This window comes from Agrobacterium sp. 22117, assembly GCF_052045735.1.
In the GTDB taxonomy this organism is placed as follows: domain Bacteria; phylum Pseudomonadota; class Alphaproteobacteria; order Rhizobiales; family Rhizobiaceae; genus Agrobacterium; species Agrobacterium cavarae.
Genome location: NZ_JBQEPP010000007.1, coordinates 308097 through 326688, shown reverse-complemented (window position 1 = coordinate 326688; position 18592 = coordinate 308097). Strand labels below are relative to the sequence as shown.

Annotated in this window: 14 protein-coding genes; 11 read left to right on the top strand and 3 right to left on the bottom strand. The window is 60.0% G+C overall.

Annotated elements, in window-relative coordinates; genetic code table 11:
• The first annotated feature begins 121 nt into the window (after positions 1-121).
• The 7 genes from ACTJKV_RS20620 (at position 122) to ACTJKV_RS20590 (ending at position 9942) form a co-directional block, all read left to right on the top strand.
• Positions 122-2014 carry an ABC transporter ATP-binding protein gene (locus tag ACTJKV_RS20620; protein ID WP_062532295.1) on the top strand — a complete coding sequence of 631 codons (1893 nt, stop codon included), beginning with the start codon at positions 122-124 and terminating at the stop codon, positions 2012-2014.
• Positions 2011-3915, top strand: coding sequence for an ABC transporter substrate-binding protein (locus tag ACTJKV_RS20615; RefSeq protein ID WP_112954641.1), 1905 nt, complete (start codon positions 2011-2013; stop codon positions 3913-3915). Before ACTJKV_RS20620 ends, ACTJKV_RS20615 begins: the two co-directional genes overlap by 4 nt.
• A 1-nt stretch (position 3916) precedes the next feature.
• Positions 3917-4915 (top strand): ABC transporter permease, encoded by a 999-nt coding sequence (locus ACTJKV_RS20610; RefSeq protein WP_062444318.1) that lies wholly within the window; start codon positions 3917-3919, stop codon positions 4913-4915.
• Complete coding sequence (locus ACTJKV_RS20605; protein ID WP_130976832.1) at positions 4912-6087, top strand: ABC transporter permease; 1176 nt, start codon at positions 4912-4914, stop codon at positions 6085-6087. Before ACTJKV_RS20610 ends, ACTJKV_RS20605 begins: the two co-directional genes overlap by 4 nt.
• A gap of 124 nt (positions 6088-6211) precedes the next feature.
• On the top strand, positions 6212-7417 hold the full coding sequence (locus ACTJKV_RS20600) for a glycosyltransferase family protein (RefSeq protein WP_062424857.1): 1206 nt from the start codon (positions 6212-6214) through the stop codon (positions 7415-7417).
• Positions 7418-7522: 105 nt separating this feature from the next.
• Positions 7523-8770, top strand: a complete 1248-nt coding sequence (locus tag ACTJKV_RS20595; RefSeq protein WP_274103370.1) for a glycosyltransferase — start codon at positions 7523-7525, stop codon at positions 8768-8770.
• Entirely contained in the window at positions 8767-9942 is a 1176-nt protein-coding gene (locus ACTJKV_RS20590; RefSeq protein WP_440599372.1) for a glycosyltransferase family protein, read from the top strand. The genes ACTJKV_RS20595 and ACTJKV_RS20590 overlap by 4 nt, the downstream gene beginning before the upstream one ends.
• 270 nt (positions 9943-10212) lie before the next feature.
• Here the strand turns inward: ACTJKV_RS20590 and ACTJKV_RS20585 are convergent, their stop codons facing one another.
• Positions 10213-11463, bottom strand: coding sequence for an FAD-dependent oxidoreductase (locus ACTJKV_RS20585; RefSeq protein WP_440599371.1), 1251 nt, complete (start codon positions 11461-11463; stop codon positions 10213-10215).
• Entirely contained in the window at positions 11463-12161 is a 699-nt protein-coding gene (locus ACTJKV_RS20580; RefSeq protein WP_112519445.1) for a phosphatase PAP2 family protein, read from the bottom strand. The genes ACTJKV_RS20585 and ACTJKV_RS20580 overlap by 1 nt, the downstream gene beginning before the upstream one ends.
• Before the next feature lie 228 nt (positions 12162-12389).
• Between ACTJKV_RS20580 and dxr the strand changes: the two genes are divergently transcribed.
• Complete coding sequence (dxr, locus tag ACTJKV_RS20575) at positions 12390-13589, top strand: 1-deoxy-D-xylulose-5-phosphate reductoisomerase (RefSeq protein ID WP_274103379.1); 1200 nt, start codon at positions 12390-12392, stop codon at positions 13587-13589.
• A 154-nt stretch (positions 13590-13743) separates the two neighbouring features.
• Positions 13744-14424, top strand: coding sequence for a metal-binding protein ZinT (locus tag ACTJKV_RS20570; RefSeq protein WP_274103380.1), 681 nt, complete (start codon positions 13744-13746; stop codon positions 14422-14424).
• A 59-nt stretch (positions 14425-14483) separates the two neighbouring features.
• On the opposite strand, the gene hemA is transcribed toward ACTJKV_RS20570, so the two are convergent.
• The gene (hemA, locus tag ACTJKV_RS20565; RefSeq protein WP_062444330.1) at positions 14484-15701 is read right to left on the bottom strand and encodes a 5-aminolevulinate synthase; all 1218 of its coding nucleotides are present in this window, start codon (positions 15699-15701) and stop codon (positions 14484-14486) included.
• Positions 15702-16069: 368 nt separating this feature from the next.
• Between hemA and ACTJKV_RS20560 the strand changes: the two genes are divergently transcribed.
• Both ACTJKV_RS20560 and ACTJKV_RS20555 read left to right on the top strand, forming a co-directional pair.
• Complete coding sequence (locus ACTJKV_RS20560; RefSeq protein WP_062424864.1) at positions 16070-16321, top strand: glycine zipper domain-containing protein; 252 nt, start codon at positions 16070-16072, stop codon at positions 16319-16321.
• A gap of 271 nt (positions 16322-16592) precedes the next feature.
• On the top strand, positions 16593-18521 hold the full coding sequence (locus ACTJKV_RS20555; RefSeq protein WP_112954628.1) for an autotransporter assembly complex protein TamA: 1929 nt from the start codon (positions 16593-16595) through the stop codon (positions 18519-18521).
• Positions 18522-18592: the final 71 nt, after the last annotated feature.

Here is an 18592-nt window from a genome sequence, read left to right as displayed (position 1 = left end):
AGCCGGAAATTTTCATGGTTTCAAGAGCATGGACAGAACCTGGAGTGTGCGATAACGTGAATGTCAAGCGCCGCGTGATAATGCCACAGGCATCCAACAAGACGGCAAGGGAACCTATGGCATGAGTGCAGGCGCAGACTTGCTTCGCATCGAAAATCTGCAAGTCTCTTTTTCCATCATGGGCGGACAGATCGAGGCGGTCCGGGGCGCAAGCCTTCGCATTCTGCCTGGAAAAGTCACCGCACTTGTGGGCGAATCCGGCTCGGGAAAATCCGTCATCGGCCAGACGATCATGGGCATCCAGCCGCGCACCGCAAGGGTCAACGGCCGCGTTCTCTTCTCCGATCCGCTGAAACCCGACGAACGCCCCATCGACCTCCTGCAATTGGAGCCCGACGGCAAGCCCCTGCGCGCCATTCGCGGCAACCGCATCGGCCTGATCTTTCAGGAGCCGATGACCTCCTTTTCGCCGCTCCACACCATCGGCAACCAGATCGACGAGGCGCTGCGCATCCATTCGGTTCTGACACCGAAGGAGCGGCAGGAAAAAATGGAAGAGACGCTCGATCTCGTCGGCTTTTCCAATCCGGCCAAGATCTGCCAGATGTACCCGTTCGAGCTCTCCGGCGGCATGCGCCAGCGCGCGATGATCGCCATGGCGCTGATCTGTCGTCCGGCGCTGCTGATTGCCGACGAGCCGACCACCGCACTCGATGTGACGATCCAGGCGCAGATCCTCAAGCTTTTGCGCGACCTGCAGAGCCGGCTCAATATGAGCATGCTGCTCATCACCCATGATCTCGGCGTCGTCGCCAATATCGCCGATGAAGTCGCCGTCATCTACCAGGGCGAGATCATGGAGGCCGGCACGGTGGATGACATTTTCCGCGCGCCTTCGCATCCCTATCTCAAGGGCCTGATGGCAGCTGTGCCGCATTTCGACATGAAGCCCGGCGAGCGACTTAAGGCGCTGCGTGATGTCACCATCGACAAGGAAAGCCTGATCGGCAAGAAGACGGCGAATGTCGACAAGGCGCCGGGCGTGCTGCTCAGCGTCAAGAACATCTCCAAGACCTATACGACCCGCAAATCCACCTGGTTCACCTCCGGCAGTGCCAATGCCACCAAGGCGGTGGATGGCGTCAGCTTCGATATCATGCGCGGTGAATGTCTGGGCCTTGTGGGCGAAAGCGGCAGCGGCAAGACCACGGTCAGCAAAATCCTGATGCGCGCCGTCAGGCCGGAAGACGGCGAGATCATCTTTCACAGTAAGAACGGCGACATCGATGTGCTGAATGCCAGGGATGACGACCTGCGCGAATTGCGCACCCGCATCCAGATGGTGTTTCAGGACCCCGTCTCCTCGCTGTCGCCACGCATGACGGTCGGCAATATCCTCAGCGAACCGCTGGAAATTCACGGTCGCGGTGACTCGAAATATCGGCAGGAGCGCGTCAAGAACCTGCTGCGCGCCATCGGCCTTGGCGACAATGCGCTGAACCGCTATCCGCACAGCTTCTCCGGCGGCCAGCGCCAGCGCATCGGCATTGCGCGTGCGCTGATGCTGGGACCCGAACTGCTGATCTGCGACGAGCCCGTCTCCGCGCTCGACGTGTCGGTGCAGGCGCAAATCCTCAATCTGCTCAAGGATTTGCAGAAGGATCTGGGGCTCACCTATCTCTTCATTTCCCACAATCTCGCCGTCGTTGACTACATGGCAGACCGCGTGGCGGTGATGTGCGAAGGCAAGATCGTGGAGCTGGCGCCGCGCGAAACGCTGATGCGCAACCCGATCCACCCCTACACGAAATCGCTGCTGGCCGCCGTCCCCTTCCCCGATCTCGACCGGCCTCTGGATTTCAAGACCATCGGCAAGATCAGCGCCACCGGCAAGTTCGACTGGGGCAAGCAGTTCCGCGATGACGATAACGGACAGATGATAACAGCCGATCTCGGCGGCGGACACCTCGTGCTTGCCAATGCCAATGCGGATGTTCGGGAGCTACGGTCTTGATCACGCGCCGCACCACCCTTGCCCTGCTCGCCTCCGTCTTCGCGCCCTGGAAGGCGTCCGCCGCCACCTACATCGATGCCGATTTCTTCAAGGAAAAACGCGACAAAGGCGAGCTGCCGCCACTCGATCAGCGCCTGCCGAAAAATCCGCGCGTCATCAATCTGAAGGCCATGGGCCGCGAGCCCGGCCAGCATGGCGGCAATATCCGCATGCTGATCGGTGGCCAGCGCGACATTCGCCTGATGCCGATCGACTCTTACGCACGGCTCGTGGGTTACGATGAGAAGCTGAACTTCATCCCCGACATCCTGGAATCCTACACGGTGGATGAGGAGCGCATCTTCACGCTGAAACTGCGCGAAGGCCACAAATGGTCGGATGGCAGCGATTTCACCGCTGAAGATTTCCGCTATTTCTGGGAAGACGTGGCGCTGAACCTGGAAATCCACAAGGGCGGCCCCCCCATCGAGCTGCTAGTCTATGGCAAGCCGCCTCTGGTCGAGGCCGTCGACCCGCTGACGGTGCGCTACACCTGGGACGGTCCGAACCCGGATTTCCTGGCGAAGCTTGCCGGTGCGTCACCCGCCCGCGTCTTCCTGCCCGCCGCCTATATGAAGCAGTTCCACGTCAAATATCAGACGCCGGAAATGCTGGCCAAGCTGATGAAGAAGAACAAGGCGGACGACTGGAGCAGCCTGCACATCAAGATGTCGCGCCAGTTGCGCCCGGAAAATCCCGATCTGCCGACGCTCGATGCCTGGCGCGTCATCACCGCACCTCCCGCCGAGCAGTTCATCTTCGAGCGCAACCCCTATTACCACCGCGTCGACGAGAACGGCCGCCAGCTTCCCTATGTCGACCGCTACCTGCTGAACGTCACATCGTCGGAAATCATCGCCGCCAAGACGGCGTCGGGCGATAGCGACCTGCAGTTCATGAACCTCGATTTCAACGACTACACCTTTCTGAAGGATGCCGAGGCCCGCTATCCGCTGAAGGTCAATCTGTGGAAGCGCAGCCAGGGATCGCGCGTCTGCCTGCTGCCGAACCTGAACTGCGCCGACGATACCTGGCGCACGCTGTTTCGCGATGTGCGCATGCGCCGCGCTCTTTCGGTAGCGATCGACCGGCACGAGATCAACATGGTCTGCTTCTACGGCCTTGCCAAGGAAAGCGCCGACACCGTGCTGCCGGAAAGCCCGCTCTTCCGTCCGGAATTTGCGACCGCCTGGGCGCAGTTCGATCCCGAGCTTGCCAACCGGCTTCTGGACGAGATGGGGCTGACGGAGCGCAACGACCGTGGCATTCGCATTCTGCCCGATGGCAGGCCCGCCCATGTGATTGTCGAAACGGCTGGCGAAAGCACGCTGGAAACCGATGTGCTGGAGCTGATCACCGATCACTGGCGCAAGGTCGGCATTTCGCTGTCCAGCCGCCCGACGCAGCGCGACGTCTTTCGCAAGCGTGCCATGGGCGGCGAGGTGCTGATGTCTGTCTGGTTCGGCATGGACAATGCCATTCCCAACGCCGACATGCTGCCCTCCGGGCTTGCACCCACCGGCGACGACCAGCTGCAATGGCCGGTATGGGGCATCCATTATCTCTCCGGCGGGCGCGAAGGCAAACCGCCGGATCTGCCGGAAGCCATTCAGCTGCTTGACCTCTTCAAGAAATGGCGCCGCAGCGTCACCTTTGAGGAGCGCAAGGAGATCTGGCTGGAAATGCTGTCGATCTACACGCAACAGGTCTTCTCCATCGGCACGGTGAACGGCGCGCTTCAGCCGATCGTTCACAGAGCCCGGCTGAAGAACGTGCCGGAAAAGGCGCTTTTCGGCTTCGAGCCGACCGCCTATCTCGGTATCTACATGCCAGACACCTTCTGGTACGACGGGAGCGCCTGACATGCTCAGATATATTATCGGGCGCATCCTCTTCATGATCCCGACGCTGATCCTGATTTCGATGTTGGTCTTCACCATAATCGAATTGCCGCCGGGCGATTACTTCGAAAGCTATGTCGCGGAAATGCGCGCCATGGGCGAGACGGCCAACATGGCCGAAATCGAGGAGTTGCGCAGCCGCTATGGCTTCGACCAACCGGCCCCCATTCGCTACTTCAGATGGGCGACGGGCATGCTGGTTGGCGATTTCGGCTATTCCTTCGAATACCAGTTGCCGGTCAGTGAAGTGGTGGGCGAGCGTCTGTGGCTGACGGTTCTGGTGTCCTTCGTCACCATCATCGTCACCTGGATCGTCGCCTTTCCCATCGGCATCTATTCCGCCACGCATAAATATAGCTGGGGCGATTACGGCCTGACCTTCCTCGGCCTGCTGGGCATTGCCATTCCCAATTTCATGCTGGCGCTGATCCTGATGTATTTCGCCAATATCTGGTTCGGCACATCCATCGGCCATCTGATGGACCGCGAATATCTGAACCAGCCGATGAGCTGGGACAAGTTCAAGTCGATCCTCGAACACCTTTGGATTCCCGTTCTCATCATCAGCACGGCAGGAACGGCAGGCATGATCCGGCGCCTGCGCGCCAACCTTCTGGATGAATTGCAGAAGCAATATGTGGTGACGGCGCGTGCCAAGGGGCTTCACCCCTTCAAGGTGCTGACCAAATATCCGCTGCGCATGGCGCTGAACTTCTTCATCTCCGATATCGGCTCCATCCTGCCAGCCATCATTTCGGGTGCGGAAATCACCGCCGTGGTGCTTTCGCTGGAAACCACCGGCCCGATGCTGATCCGCGCGCTGCAGAGCCAGGACATGTATCTGGCCGGCTCCTTCCTGATGTTCCTCGCCTTCCTCACCGTCATTGGCGTGCTGATCTCCGATATTGCGCTCGCCATTCTCGATCCTCGCATTCGATTGGGAGGTGGGAGCGTCAAATGACTTCATCCATTCCAAAGCCCGGCGAGCCGCTGCCGCATTACATTTCCACCGCCCCCTTCGATCCCTATCTGGTGGAGCCCTCCACAACGGCGCTCGCCATGGTCGGCCGGGCATCGCAATGGAAGCTGATGTGGTGGCAGTTCCGGCAGCATAAGCTGGCGCTTTATTCCGGCGTCTTCCTGCTGCTAGCCTATCTCTCGATCTTCATCTGCGAGTTTCTGGCACCCTATAATCTCCACACGCGCGACGTGGAGAACATCTACGCTCCGCCGCAGAGCATTCACCTCTTCCATGACGGCGAGTTCGTCGGCCCCTTCGTCTATGGCCGCACCATGAGCCTCGACATGGACAATCTGCGCCGCGTCTATTCCGATGTGCCGACAGATGTGCAGAAACTCCGCTTCTTCTGCCGTGGCGACGGCTACACTTTCTGGGGGCTGTTCGATTCCAACATCCACCTCGTCTGCCCGGCAAAGGACGGCCAGATGTTCCTGCTGGGCACCGACAGGCTTGGCCGCGACGTGCTGTCGCGCATCATCTATGGCGCGCGCATATCGCTGACCATCGGCCTTTTCGGCGTAGCCATGAGCTTCGTCCTCGGCATCGTGATCGGGGGCCTGGCAGGCTATCGCGGCGGCGTTTTCGACCTCATCGTCCAGCGCATCATCGAGGTGCTGCAATCGATCCCCAGCATTCCGCTGTGGTTGGCGCTCGCCGCCATCATGCCGGTCACCTGGAGCCCGATCCTCGTCTATCTCGGCATCACCGTCATCCTTGGCCTCCTGGACTGGACGGGGCTTGCACGCGCCGTGCGCTCCAAGCTTCTGGCACTGCGCGAGGAGGATTATGTGCTCTCCGCCCAGTTGATGGGCGCCAGCACCAGCCGCATCATCGGCCGCCATCTGATCCCCGGCTTCATGTCGCACCTGATTGCGTCCGCAACACTCACCATTCCAGGCATGATCCTCGGCGAAACGGCACTGAGCTTCTTGGGGCTCGGCCTTCGTCCGCCGATCACAAGTTGGGGCATTCTGCTCACGGAAGCGCGAAGCGTCAGCGTGATTGCCTTGTATCCCTGGCTCCTAATCCCGATTCTTCCAGTCGTCCTCGTCGTGCTCGCCTTTAATTTCCTTGGCGATGGACTACGTGATGCAGCAGACCCGTTTAAATGATGGGGTTCACTGCAAGCATGCTTGGCGGTTTTGCGACCACGGCATGCGACAAGACAAGGCGCTTCTGCGCCTTCCGCATAAAGACACTCACCGCACGCCCAAGCGGTAAGAAGAGGTTCTGCTCGTGACAGTTCGTTTAAACGATGCACGCATTCTGATGTACAGCCACGATTCCTTCGGGCTTGGACATTTGCGTCGATGCCGCACCATTGCCCATGCGCTGGTGGAGGATTATCGCGGCCTGAATGTCCTGATCATTTCTGGCGCCACCATTGCAGGCGCCTTCGATTATCGCGCGCGCGTCGACTTCGTGAAAATCCCAAGCGTCATCAAGCTTAGAAACGGCGAGTACACTTCGCTCGACCAGCATATCGATCTTCAGGAAACCCTGAAGATGCGCCGCTCGATCATCTACCACACCGCCGAGAGCTTTCAGCCGGATATCTTCATCGTCGATAAGGAGCCGATGGGGCTGCGCGGCGAAGTGGAAGAAACCCTCACCTATCTGAAATCGCGCGGCACCAAGCTGGTCATCGGCCTGCGCGATGTGATGGATGCGCCGCAACTGCTGGAAGCCGAGTGGAAGCGCAACGACGTGCTGAACAAGATCGAGCGCTTCTATGACCATGTCTGGGTCTATGGCCCGCCGGATTTCCATGATCCGCTGTCCGGCCTCGAGGTGCCCCCCGGGGTCCGCGAGAAGACCGAATTCGTCGGTTTCCTGCAACGCTCCAAGACGCGGGGCGATAACCCCAACCGGCATGAGGAGGACTATATTCTGGTGACGACCGGTGGCGGTGGCGATGGCAGCGAGCTGATCGACGACGTGATCCGCGCCTACAAGTTCGATCGAACCCTCACCCAGAAGGCGCTCGTTGTGCTCGGGCCTTATATGCCGACCGAACAGCGGCAGAAATTTGCAGCAAACGTTGCCGATATTCCGCAGATGGAAATCATCGACTTCGACAACCGCATGGAAGATCTGGTTGCCGGGGCGCAGGGCGTGGTGTCGATGGGCGGCTACAACACCGTTTGCGAAATCCTCTCCTTCGACAAGCCGGCACTGGTGGTGCCGCGGATCGTGCCGCGTGAAGAACAGCTGATCCGCGCCAGCCGTGCCTCTGAACTTGGCTTGTTCGACATGCTCTCGCCCGAAGAAGCGGAAAATCCAGAACTGATGGCAAAGGCGCTGAAGGCGCTGTTGAAACGCCCGCCACCCTCTGCCAATGGCCGCAACATGAAGCTCGACGGCTTGGAGAACATCTCGCGGCGCGTTGCAGAATGGCTGCAACCGGACGATACGCCAAACGTCATCTCCGCCACCGCCTGAGGCGGGCAGAAGGATGTCCGCGAAACGTCTGGTGATGTTGCGCCCCTCACATTAGCCGGCATTGCGCAAAGGACGATTGCGCCAAAGAAAAGAAGGCACGACGACGTGACCGCAAAAAAGAAAATCGTGGTGCTGCTGAAAGGCTATCCGCGCCTCTCCGAAACATTCATCGCACAGGAACTGCTGGGACTGGAAAGAGCAGGTCTCGACCTCGACCTCGTCTCCATGCGCCGCCCGACCGACAAGAAGCGCCATCCGGTGCATGACGAAATTCGCGCGCCCGTCACCTACCTGCCGGAATATCTGCATGAGGAACCGCTGCGCGTGCTGAAAGCGCTGTGGGCGTGCCGGAAGAAGCCCGGCTTCGGCAAGGCGCTGCGCCAATTCCTCCACGATCTCCGCCACGACGTTTCGCGCAACCGCTTCCGCCGATTCGGTCAGGCGGCGGTGCTCTCCCATGAATGGCCGCGGGATGCCGGCTGGCTGCACGTCCACTTCATCCACACGCCCGCTTCCGTTGCCGCCTATACGCATCTGATCACCGGCATTCCGTGGACGATCTCGGCCCATGCCAAGGATATCTGGACTTCGACGGATGCCGATCTCGCCTACAAGCTCGGCAGCGCCCGTTGGGCGGTAACCTGCACCGCCAGTGGCTATCGCCATCTGCAGGCCCTGTCGCCCACTCCAGCCACGGTGCACTTAAGCTATCACGGCCTCGACCTCACGCGCTTCCCGCCGATGGAGGGTACCCGCCCGCCACGCGATGGCTCAGACCCCGCCGATCCGGTGCAGATTCTGAGCGTTGGCCGCGCGGTGAAGAAGAAGGGCATCGACATTCTGCTGAAGGCGCTTGCCGCCCTGCCACAGTCTCTGCACTGGCGCTTCACCCATATTGGTGGCGGCGACGAACTGGCGGCGCTGAAAGCGCTCGCCGAGCAACTGGGTATTGCCGACAGGATCATCTGGACAGGCGCGATGGATCAGAAACAGGTGCTGGAGCACTATCGCAAGGCCGATCTCTTTGCGCTCGCCTGCCGCATCACCGCCGATGGCGACCGCGACGGCCTGCCGAATGTTCTCGTGGAAGCCGCGAGCCAGGCGCTGACCTGCGTCTCCACCAATATTTCGGGCATTCCGGAATTCTTCGTGGATGGCGAAAACGGCCTGCTGACAGAGCCCGAAAACGGAGCCGCCGTCTCGAAAGCGCTGGAGCGTGCCATCTCCGATCCGGCACTGAGATCAAGGCTGGGCGCTGCCGCCGAACACCGCGTGCGCACCGCCTTCGATCACCGCACCAGCATCACCGACCTCAAAAATCTCTTCGAACAGGAATGGGAGAAGACCCCGTGACCACTGCCACCGACGCTACACAAGCACCTCGCGTGTTCTTCTATGTCCAGCATCTCCTCGGCATCGGCCATATCGCCCGCGCCAGCCGCGTGGCCCATGCACTGGTCGCCGATGGTTTCGACGTGACGATGGTGACAGGCGGAACGCCGGTTCCGGGCTTTCCGGGAGAAGGCATACGCCATGTCGAACTGCCGCCGGTGGCGGTGGCCGATGGCAATTTTGCAGGCCTCGTCGATGCCAATGGCGCGCCGGTGGACGATGCCTTCAAGGACAATCGTACCAGCATGCTGCTCGGTGCCTATCACGGCGCCATGCCGGACATCGTCATCATCGAGGCCTTTCCCTTTGGCCGCAGACAAGTGCGTTTCGAACTGCTGCCGCTGCTCGCCGCCATCGAGAAAAGCATCAAGCGCCCACTGGTGATGACGTCGCTGCGCGATATCCTGCAGGAGCGTGCCAAGCCCGGCCGCGACGAAGAGACCATCGACCTCGTCAAGAAGCACTTCGACACGGTGCTCGTCCATGGCGATCCGAACTTCGTACGGCTGGAAGAGACCTTTCCGCTTGCCGAACAGATCAGCCAGCGCATTGTCTATACAGGCCTTGTTGCCCCAGCAAAACCACAGCCGCCGCAGGAGCGTTTCGACGTGGCGGTTTCGGCAGGCGGCGGCGCCGTGGGCGGTGCGCTTCTGAAAGCAGCGCTTGCCGCCGCACCCAACATCCCCGAACTGAAAACCTGGTGCCTGATCACCGGCCCCAACATGCCGCAGGCGGATTTCGATGCGATCTCGGCTCAAGCCGGCGAAACGATCTCCGTCTTCCGCTTCCGCAAGGATTTCGCCAGCCTTCTCTCGGGTGCCAAGCTCTCCATCTCGCAGGCCGGCTATAACACCGTCTGCGATATCCTGCAGGCCAAATGCCGTTCGCTGCTCATCCCCTTCGCTGCTGGCGGAGAAACCGAACAGGGCGCCCGCGCCTCGCGTCTGGAAAAGCTTGGCCTTGCCCAGGTGCTGGAGGAAAGCGCCATCTCGCCGCAGACCATGGCAGAGGCGATCAGGGCAGCACTGGCGCTACCGGAGCCCGGCGAGATCAGCCTTGATCTCGATGGCGCCAACGGCACGGCGCGCGTTCTGCGTAGGCTCTATGCTGAGCATCAGATGGACGATGAATAGGGTTTCAGCCCTTACAGCAACGGCCGCGTATCCAGTCACCTGAGGTCAGAAGGCGTCTTCCGCACAAGGTTGTTATGGGGATAAATCCCTCCACCTCGTCATCCTCGGGCTTGACCCGAGGATCCACATTTTCAAGCGTTTACGATCCTACCAGTGGATCCTCGGCTCAAGGCCGAGGATGACGGCGGAGAGGTTTTCGCACTGTGTTGAAGGCCGAATCAGCCGGAAACGTGTGGTGTCTCCAAGGCACCCCCACGCCCGACAGCCCGCTTAATAGTTGATCCTCTCGCGCCTAAACCCAAGCCCGATCAGGCGGCCCGCCAGATGCGCAAGCAGCGGAAAGCGCATTATCGCGCGCACGAAGGCGGGCGGACCTTTGGCCTTGGGGGCCGACTCGTGGTCCTTGCGGTTCTTGCTGCGCATCATCAATTGCAGCTTCTGCGTGGCTTTCGTCGGAAAGGTCCGGCGCTGTTCGATCGCCGCCAGATCGTCATCGGAAACGACGCCCCGATCGCGAAAAGCCGGCACCAGAATATTGGCCGCCGCCACCGCATCCTGAATGGCGAGATTGACGCCCACACCGCCAATCGGCGACATGGCGTGCGCGGCGTCGCCGATGCAGATCAAGCCGGGCTTCCACCATTGCGTCAGCCGGTCGATGCGGACGGTGAGAAGATACACATCGTCGAAGCTCTTGATCTCCTGCAGCCGCTCGGCGGGCAGCGGGCAGACCTCGGCGACACGTGTGCGGAAAGCTTCGATGCCTTTCTCGCTGATCTCGGAATACACGCCGCGGCGTACCACATAGCCGCATTGCCAGTAGTCTCCACGATCGATCAGCACGAAGCCCTGCTGCGGGCCGGCATGGCCCATGGTCTCGTTGGGATCGCCCGGCTGTTTCGAAAGCCGCATCCACAGAACTTCCGTCGGAACGCCGAAGCGCTCGACATGCAGCCCGGCCTTGTCGCGCACCGTGGAATTGCGGCCATCGGCACCAACGACCAGATCGGCCTTCACGGTAAGGACGCCGGAGGGCGTGGAGAGCTTGAGGCCGCTCACCTTCCCCTTGGTCTCGATAAGGTCGCTGACAGCCGCATTGTGCAACAGGCGGAAGCTCTCGAACTGTCCGGCCTTGCCAGCGAGAAAGTTCAAAAAATCCCATTGCGGCATGAAGGCGATGAACTTGTGTTTGACCGGCAGCCAGGAGAAATCCGCGATGGTGCGCTTGTGACCGCCAACATCCGCATGCAGCTTCTCCGCCTTGGTATGCGGCAGCGCCAGAAATTCCTGGGCAAAACCCAGTTGCTCGATGAGTGCAATCGTCGAGGGGTGGATCGTATCGCCGCGAAAATCGCGCAGAAAATCGCCATGCTTTTCGATGACGGTGACATCGATCCCCGCCCGCGCCAGAAGCAGACCGAGCATCATGCCCGCCGGCCCACCGCCGACGATGGCAACCGTGGTCTCTATCGCCTGGGCGTCGTCGTGGTCGTCGCTTGGCATGGCAATGTCCTGTGTCATCATGCCTGATCGGCAGGCGGAAGCGGCGTGTTCTTCGGATAGGGCCAGCCCTTGATCAAACGGAACAACCATTCCTTGCGCGCGAAGATAAAGGCGAAGAGCATGGCCGTCCAGATGCCGAGCAGAAGGCCCGCCGCCACATCGCTTGGATAATGCGCCCCGACGATCACCCGCGAAACGCCGATGACGAGCGCCAGCGCCATGAACACATAGCGAAAGCGCGGGATCAGCATGGCAAAGGCGCCGAAGAAGGCACCCGCCGCCGTGGAATGGCCGGAGGGAAAGCTCTCATAGAGATTGTCGCCGGTAAATGGCGTCAGGCTGTAGGCGCCGATCTCGGCATAGAGTTCGGGACGTCCACGTCCGATCAGGAATTTCAAAAGATGCACGAAGATGCTGGCGCTGCCGATCGTCAGGAAGAAATAGGCAAAGAGCCGCCATGCGGTGCGCAGCCTCCCCGAATAGGGGCTCGCCAGCAGAAAGCGCGCGGCAATATAGGCAAGGATGGCAAAGAGCCCGGTGCTGTAGAGCATCCAGCGAAAGGTGCCAAAATCGGTGATCGCTTTGTTGAAGCCGACGATTGAGCCGGGAAGCGCCTGCGCCCGCTCCGAGATGCGCGGATCGAAGGGAATGAAAACAAGCACCAGCAACAGGGTGATGACGAAAATCCAGCCGCTGGAGATCAAAAATCGCTTCATGAAAATCCTCTATTTATCAATGCCGTATCCAATGCGTCAGGGCGCGTCGCATCAAGCCACACAACCTGCATGCTCACACCATTATTGGCAAGCGACGCACGCAGATGTCATCGGTGAGGAAGAGGACGCAATAGTGGCGAAAAATCGCTGACAGGCTTTGACCTTGTTCTGCCCCGGTTTCGCTTGTAGAGCCATGAGGTAACAGTTTCCACCAAAGTCGGATTTCACATGACACGCCAAAAGGGCAGCACCCCGCCTGAAAAACTGACCGTCCTCGGCGCCACCGGCTCAATTGGAACGAACACGCTGGATGTCATCCGCCAGCTTGGCGGACGCGATCGCTTCGAGATCTTGGGGCTGACAGGGGCAGGCAATGTGGCGTTGCTGGCTGAACAGGCGCGCGAACTTGGCGTGAAGCTCGCCGTCACCGCCGATGACGAAAAATATGCCGAACTGAAAGACGCACTGGCCGGAAGCGGCATTGCCGTCGCATCGGGCAAAAGCGGCTTGCAGGAAGCCGCAAGCCTGGAGGCCGATTGGGTCATGGCGGCGATTGCCGGCACGCCCGGGCTTGAACCGACGCTCACAGCCGCGCGTCGCGGTGCCAATATCGCACTCGCCAACAAGGAGTGCCTCGTCACCGGCGGCGATGTCTTCATCTCCACCATGCGCGAGGGCAGCGGCACGCTGATCCCGGTCGATAGCGAACACAGCGCCATCTTCCAGTGCCTGGAGCCTCAGAACCGCGACAAGGTGGAGCGCATCGTCCTCACCGCATCCGGCGGCCCGTTCCGCACCTGGAGCCGCGAGCAGATGGATGACGTCACCGCCGAGATCGCGCGCGCCCATCCCAACTGGTCCATGGGCTTGAAAGTCTCGATTGGCAGTGCCTCCATGTTCAACAAGGCGCTGGAAATGATCGAGGCGAAATATCTTTTCGACCTTGAGCCCTCGCAGATCGAAGTGATCGTCCATCCGCAATCCATCATTCATTCCATGGTGGCCTATACCGACGGTTCGGTCATCGCCCAGCTCGGCTGCCCGGATATGCGCACGGCGATCGCCTATGCCCTGACCTATCCCGGCCGCGGCACGCTCGATGTCGAGCGATTGGATTTTGCCAAGCTGGCACGGCTGGATTTCGAGGCACCGGACGAGGACCGTTTCCCCTCGATCAGGCTCGCGCGTCTGGCGCTGCAACGCGGCGGCGTGCAGGGTGCAGTATTGAATGCCGCGGAGGAAACCGCCTTCCACGCCTTCGTCGATGGCAAGATCGGCTTCCTGCATATGGCCGATACGGTTGAATCCGTTATGGAGCGGATGAATGATGGCAGGCCAGCCGATACGATCGATGCCATTCTGGCCGCCGACACGCAAGCCCGCGCCTATGCCGAGGATGTGATCCGGCAGAAGCAGAAGGCCGCTTAGGGCCTCTCCTCACAGGTGATCGACAGGACGACGACCCGGTGGACGCCATCGGGCGCGTAGCTGTGCGTAAAATGTCGATCCCGACTTGCCACGCCCCAGCTTTCTCGTTATGTCGCGTCTTGTTACGTTATTACATCACAAATGAGGAAACACGATGAAACTCACGCAAGCCCTCGCCCTCTCCGTCAGCGCGTTGCTGCTTCTGTCCACTGCCGCGGCGGCACAGGAGAAATCAGCGCCGGCAAAGTCCGAAAGCCACAACCACGCCCATAACCATTCCCATGGGCACTCGCACGGCTCCAGCGACGTCTATAAGGGCTACTTCGAGGACAGCGCCGTGAAGGAGCGCCCGCTCTCCGATTGGGAAGGCGATTGGCAGTCGGTCTATCCCTATCTGGTGGATGGCACGCTCGATCCGGTGATGCAGCACAAGGCCGAGCACGGCAAGAAGAGCGCCAAGGCGTTTCGTGAGGAATATGATGTCGGCTACAAGACCGACGTCAACCGCATCACCATCAAGGGCGACGACGTGACCTTCTATCGGGGCGGCAAGGCCACCGAAGGCAAGTATGCCAGCGACGGTTACGAAATCCTGACCTACAAGAAGGGAAATCGCGGCGTTCGCTACATCTTCAAGAAGACCGGCGGCGATGCATCCGCACCGCAATATATCCAGTTCAGCGACCACACCATCGCGCCGCAAAAGGCTGGCCACTACCACCTCTATTGGGGTGATGACCGCGCCACGGTGCTGAAGGAGCTGACCAATTGGCCGACCTACTACCCGTCATCCCTGTCGGGCAAGGAGATCGTCCAGGAAATGCTTGAGCATTAAAACGTAAAAAGGGGCGCAGCCGGCAAGCTGCGCCCCTTTTCAGAAAGACGAGGTGACGATCAGGCGACAGCCCGCGCCAGCGCGCAACGCGACCACAGCTGATGAAGCGCACCGACCAGACCTTCCAGATCCGCATTGGTGTGAAGCGGGGTCGGCGTGATGCGCAGACGCTCCGTCTTGCGCGGCACGGTCGGATAATTGATCGGCTGCACATAGACCCCATGGTCATCGAGCAGGATATCGGAAATCCATTTGCACTTGGCGGCATCGCCCACCATCACCGGAACGATGTGGCTGGGGTTTGCCATATGCGGAATGCCGCTCGCGTCCAGCATGGAACGCAGCGTGCGCACGCGCTCCTGATGACGGGCACGCTCGAAGGGGCTGGCCTTCAGGTGCTGGATCGAAGCCACGGCACCGGCTGCCAAAGACGGCGGAAGTGCTGTCGTAAAGATGAAGCCGGAGGCAAAGGAACGGATGAAGTCGCAGAGCGCTTCCGACGCTGCAATATAGCCGCCCATCACACCGAAAGCTTTGCCGAGCGTTCCTTCGATGATCGTCAGGCGGTCCATCAGGCCTTCGCGTTCGGCGATGCCGCCACCGCGCGGGCCATACATGCCGACCGCATGCACTTCATCGAGATAGGTCATGGCGCCGTACTTGTCGGCGAGATCGCAGATCTCCTTGATCGGCGAAATATCGCCATCCATGGAGTAGACCGATTCGAAGGCGATCAGCTTGGGTGCTGCCGGATCGGCGGCCTTCAGCTTGGCTTCCAGATCTTCCAGATCGTTGTGCTTCCAGATGACCTTCTCGCAGCGGCCGTAACGAATGCCCTCGATCATCGAGGCATGGTTCAGCGCATCCGAGAAGATGATCAGGCCAGGGATCTTCTGACCAAGCGTACCAAGCGTCGCCCAGTTAGAGATGTAACCGGAAGTGAAGATCAGCGCCGATTCCTTGCCGTGCAGATCGGCAAGTTCGCGCTCGAGTTTGACGTGATAATGGCTGGTGCCAGAGATATTCCGGGTGCCTCCCGCACCCGCGCCACAGTGATCGATCGCGGCTTTCATCGCCTCGATCACCTTGGGGTTCTGACCCATGCCGAGATAGTCGTTGGAGCACCAGACCGTGACGTCGCGCTTTTCACCATCGGCGGTGTAACGGGTTGCCTTCGGAAAATGTCCCTGTTGCCGCTCGAGGTCGGCAAAAACGCGGTAGCGGCCTTCCGAATGCAAGCCATCCAGTTCGGTCTTGAAATATGCCTCGAAGTCCATTCCATGCTCCAGAATACGTGCAAGCGTTTTCGGTCCACCTCCTTGAACCGTCAACCCCCTTGACGCCGATATTGCATCGCTGCGTCAATTCGCCTCCACTTTTGAACCGTTCCAATATTCTTATAAGACTCTAAAGGAATGACAAACTTGATTCATGTCAAACTGCTAAAAAATTTGGAACCTTTTAATCAACGCGCCGTTGAGTAGGGCACAATCGATTGACCAGGGGAGCGCAGCCTTAAATGGGGGCTTCCACAGTAACACTCGACTTGTTAGATATCTGCAGCGGTCGGAGGTAGCAGTCGCCGCAGATGTATTGGGACGCCTACCGAGAGCCATCGAGCTCAAATGTAACGTGGAGAGAGTTCATGAAGAAGGCTGTTGTTTTTGCTGTTATGGGTCTGGCGCTCGCAAGCTGCACGCAGACCGAAAAGACCACTGGTGGCGGCGCAGTGATCGGTGCGCTGGCTGGTGGCGCGATTACCGGTAACGTGCGCGGCGCGGCAGTCGGCGGTCTGATTGGTGGCGCGACGGGCTACCTTATCGGTCGCGCGTCCGAGCCGGGCTATTGCTACTATCGCGACCAGTACGGTCAGCGCTACACGGCACGTTGCCGCTAAGGCGTGGCACAATTGCATCAGAAGCCCCGGCAAAAACCGGGGCTTTTTTGTTTCCACACGCATGTGACCGTTTTTGGGGTGCCCCCTGTGTCGGATTTATGATTAAATTTGAGGGTAACAGCAGCCAGCGCAAAACGGCAAAGCCGTTGTCTGCGCCGCAGGTTTGCGACGGACGGGAGGCGGAGCGCGCGATTTGTTTTGGATCGCCACGCGCTTTAACGAAGGATAAACGGGCGGGAGCAATAATAAATGCTCAACCATAAAGCAGCGTATGCCAAACAAGCGGACTGACCAACGGAAGAGTATTGCGTACTGGAGGGCAGGCACTGCATTGGCGGTGGCGGCAGCCGTTACCTGTTCTCCGGGTTTCGTGCGCGAGGCCTTCGCGCTGAAGATCTTCGGCATCCAGCTGTGGGGCTCCGACGACGACAAAGAGAATGAAGTTCTCAATCCCGTCAAATTTACCGTGACCCTCAACACACCGGGTGCGGATAGCAAGCTGCGCGACAGTCTGGAAAAGAGTTCTCTTCTGGTAGCAGAGCCGGACAAGCCGGCATCGGGCGATCTTGGGCTTTTGATCCGCGCCAAGGACGATCGCGATAGGCTGGTTGCGGCCCTTTATGAGAACGCGCGCTATGGCGGCATCGTCAAGATCACCATTGCCGGGCAGGATATCGATTCCATCCCGCCCGTTCCGACCTTCAACACCTCTGGGCCTGTGCCGATCGTTATCGATGTGACGCCGGGACCGGTCTTCACGCTCGGCACCGTACGATTTGAGGGTGAAGTGGGCGGGCACACACCCGCTGAATATGGTCTCGTGACCGGCGGGGACGCAGGCTCCCTCGCCATCATTCGCGCCGGCAACAAGCTGATCGAAGACCTGAAGTCCGAAAGCCGGCCCTTCGCCAAGCTGACCAAGCGCGAGGCCGTCGCCAACCACGCTAACAACACAGTCGATCTGACCATGGTGGCAGAAGCCGGCCCTATCGCCGCAACGGGGGATGTGACGGTCAAGGGCGACCGGGCCGTTGATGCCGACTTCATCCGCCGATACTCGCGCTTGAACAGCGGCGAGCCCTACTCGCCGGAAAGACTGCGCAAGGCCTCTGACAGATTGCGCAAGCTCGGCGTCTTTTCGAGCATCTCCATCAAGGAAGCCAACACGCTGGCGCCGAACGGAACATTGCCGCTGACCATCGAAGTGTCGGAGGGCAAGTTCCGCTATTTCGGTGTCGGCGCGCAATATTCGACCACCGAAGGCGCTGGATTGCAGGGCTATTGGGGCCACCGGAACCTCTTTGGAAAAGCCGAGTCGCTCCGCATCGAAGGTGCCGTCACGCGCCTTGGGGAAGCGTCCACCGTTCAGGACATGGATTATTCCGCCGGCATCACCTTCGTGAAGCCCGGGATCTTTACGCCTGAGACCACCTTCACCGCGAGCCTGAAAGCCAAGACCGAGCATCCGGATAGCTACGACGCCCAGACGGTGACGGCCTATGCTGGCTTTGCCTATGATTTCAACGACTACGACACCGCATCTGCCGGTCTCGAAGTCGAGTGGGAAAACACCGAGGATGCGTTCGGTGAAAACCAGTATCTGACGACCTCGGTCCCCCTGGAATTTGTCCGCGACAAGCGCAATGACAAGCTCAACCCGACGCAGGGCTTCCGCGCCTCGATTGCGGCCACGCCAAGCTATGAAGCCTTGAACGGCACGATCTTCAGTTCGCTCGAGGGCTCGACCACAGGCTATCTCGGCCTCGGCTCGGATGATCAGGTGGTGCTGGCGGGCAAGCTCGCAGGCGGCGTGCTGGTTGGCGGCGGCTCTCTGGAAGATATTCCCACCACACGCCGCTTCTTTGCGGGCGGTGGCGGCTCGGTGCGCGGTTACAGTTACCAGGAAATCTCGCCCTATGCGGCCAATGGCGAAGCGACCGGCGGGCGCTCCTATATCGTCACCTCGCTGGAAGCACGCATCAAGGTGACCGAGACCATCGGCATCGTGCCCTTCGTCGACGCGGGGATCGTCTCCTCCGAGATCACCCCGGATTTTTCCGATATCCGTGCCGGCGCTGGCATTGGCCTTCGCTATCAGACACCTTTCGGACCTTTGCGTCTTGATGTCGCCATGCCGCTGGAGAAATATCCGAACGGCAGCAGCTTCGGCATCTACGCCGGTATCGGACAAGCCTTCTGACGCTGAAGAAGGTATAGCCAACCACGCCGGGCTTGGCCTCTCAAAGGCACAATGTCCACACCTGTCACGAC

Bases quoted from the DNA above. Each gene is read 5' to 3' on its own strand.
- ACTJKV_RS20580 (WP_112519445.1), bottom strand. From the start codon at position 12,161: ATGAAGCGATTTTTGATCTCCAGCGGCTGGATTTTCGTCATCACCCTG.
- dxr (WP_274103379.1), top strand. From the start codon at position 12,390: ATGACACGCCAAAAGGGCAGCACCCCGCCTGAAAAACTGACCGTCCTC.
- ACTJKV_RS20585 (WP_440599371.1), bottom strand. From the start codon at position 11,463: ATGACACAGGACATTGCCATGCCAAGCGACGACCACGACGACGCCCAG.
- ACTJKV_RS20620 (WP_062532295.1), top strand. From the start codon at position 122: ATGAGTGCAGGCGCAGACTTGCTTCGCATCGAAAATCTGCAAGTCTCT.
- ACTJKV_RS20560 (WP_062424864.1), top strand. From the start codon at position 16,070: ATGAAGAAGGCTGTTGTTTTTGCTGTTATGGGTCTGGCGCTCGCAAGC.
- ACTJKV_RS20605 (WP_130976832.1), top strand. From the start codon at position 4,912: ATGACTTCATCCATTCCAAAGCCCGGCGAGCCGCTGCCGCATTACATT.
- ACTJKV_RS20570 (WP_274103380.1), top strand. From the start codon at position 13,744: ATGAAACTCACGCAAGCCCTCGCCCTCTCCGTCAGCGCGTTGCTGCTT.
- ACTJKV_RS20610 (WP_062444318.1), top strand. From the start codon at position 3,917: ATGCTCAGATATATTATCGGGCGCATCCTCTTCATGATCCCGACGCTG.
- hemA (WP_062444330.1), bottom strand. From the start codon at position 15,701: ATGGACTTCGAGGCATATTTCAAGACCGAACTGGATGGCTTGCATTCG.
- ACTJKV_RS20555 (WP_112954628.1), top strand. From the start codon at position 16,593: ATGCCAAACAAGCGGACTGACCAACGGAAGAGTATTGCGTACTGGAGG.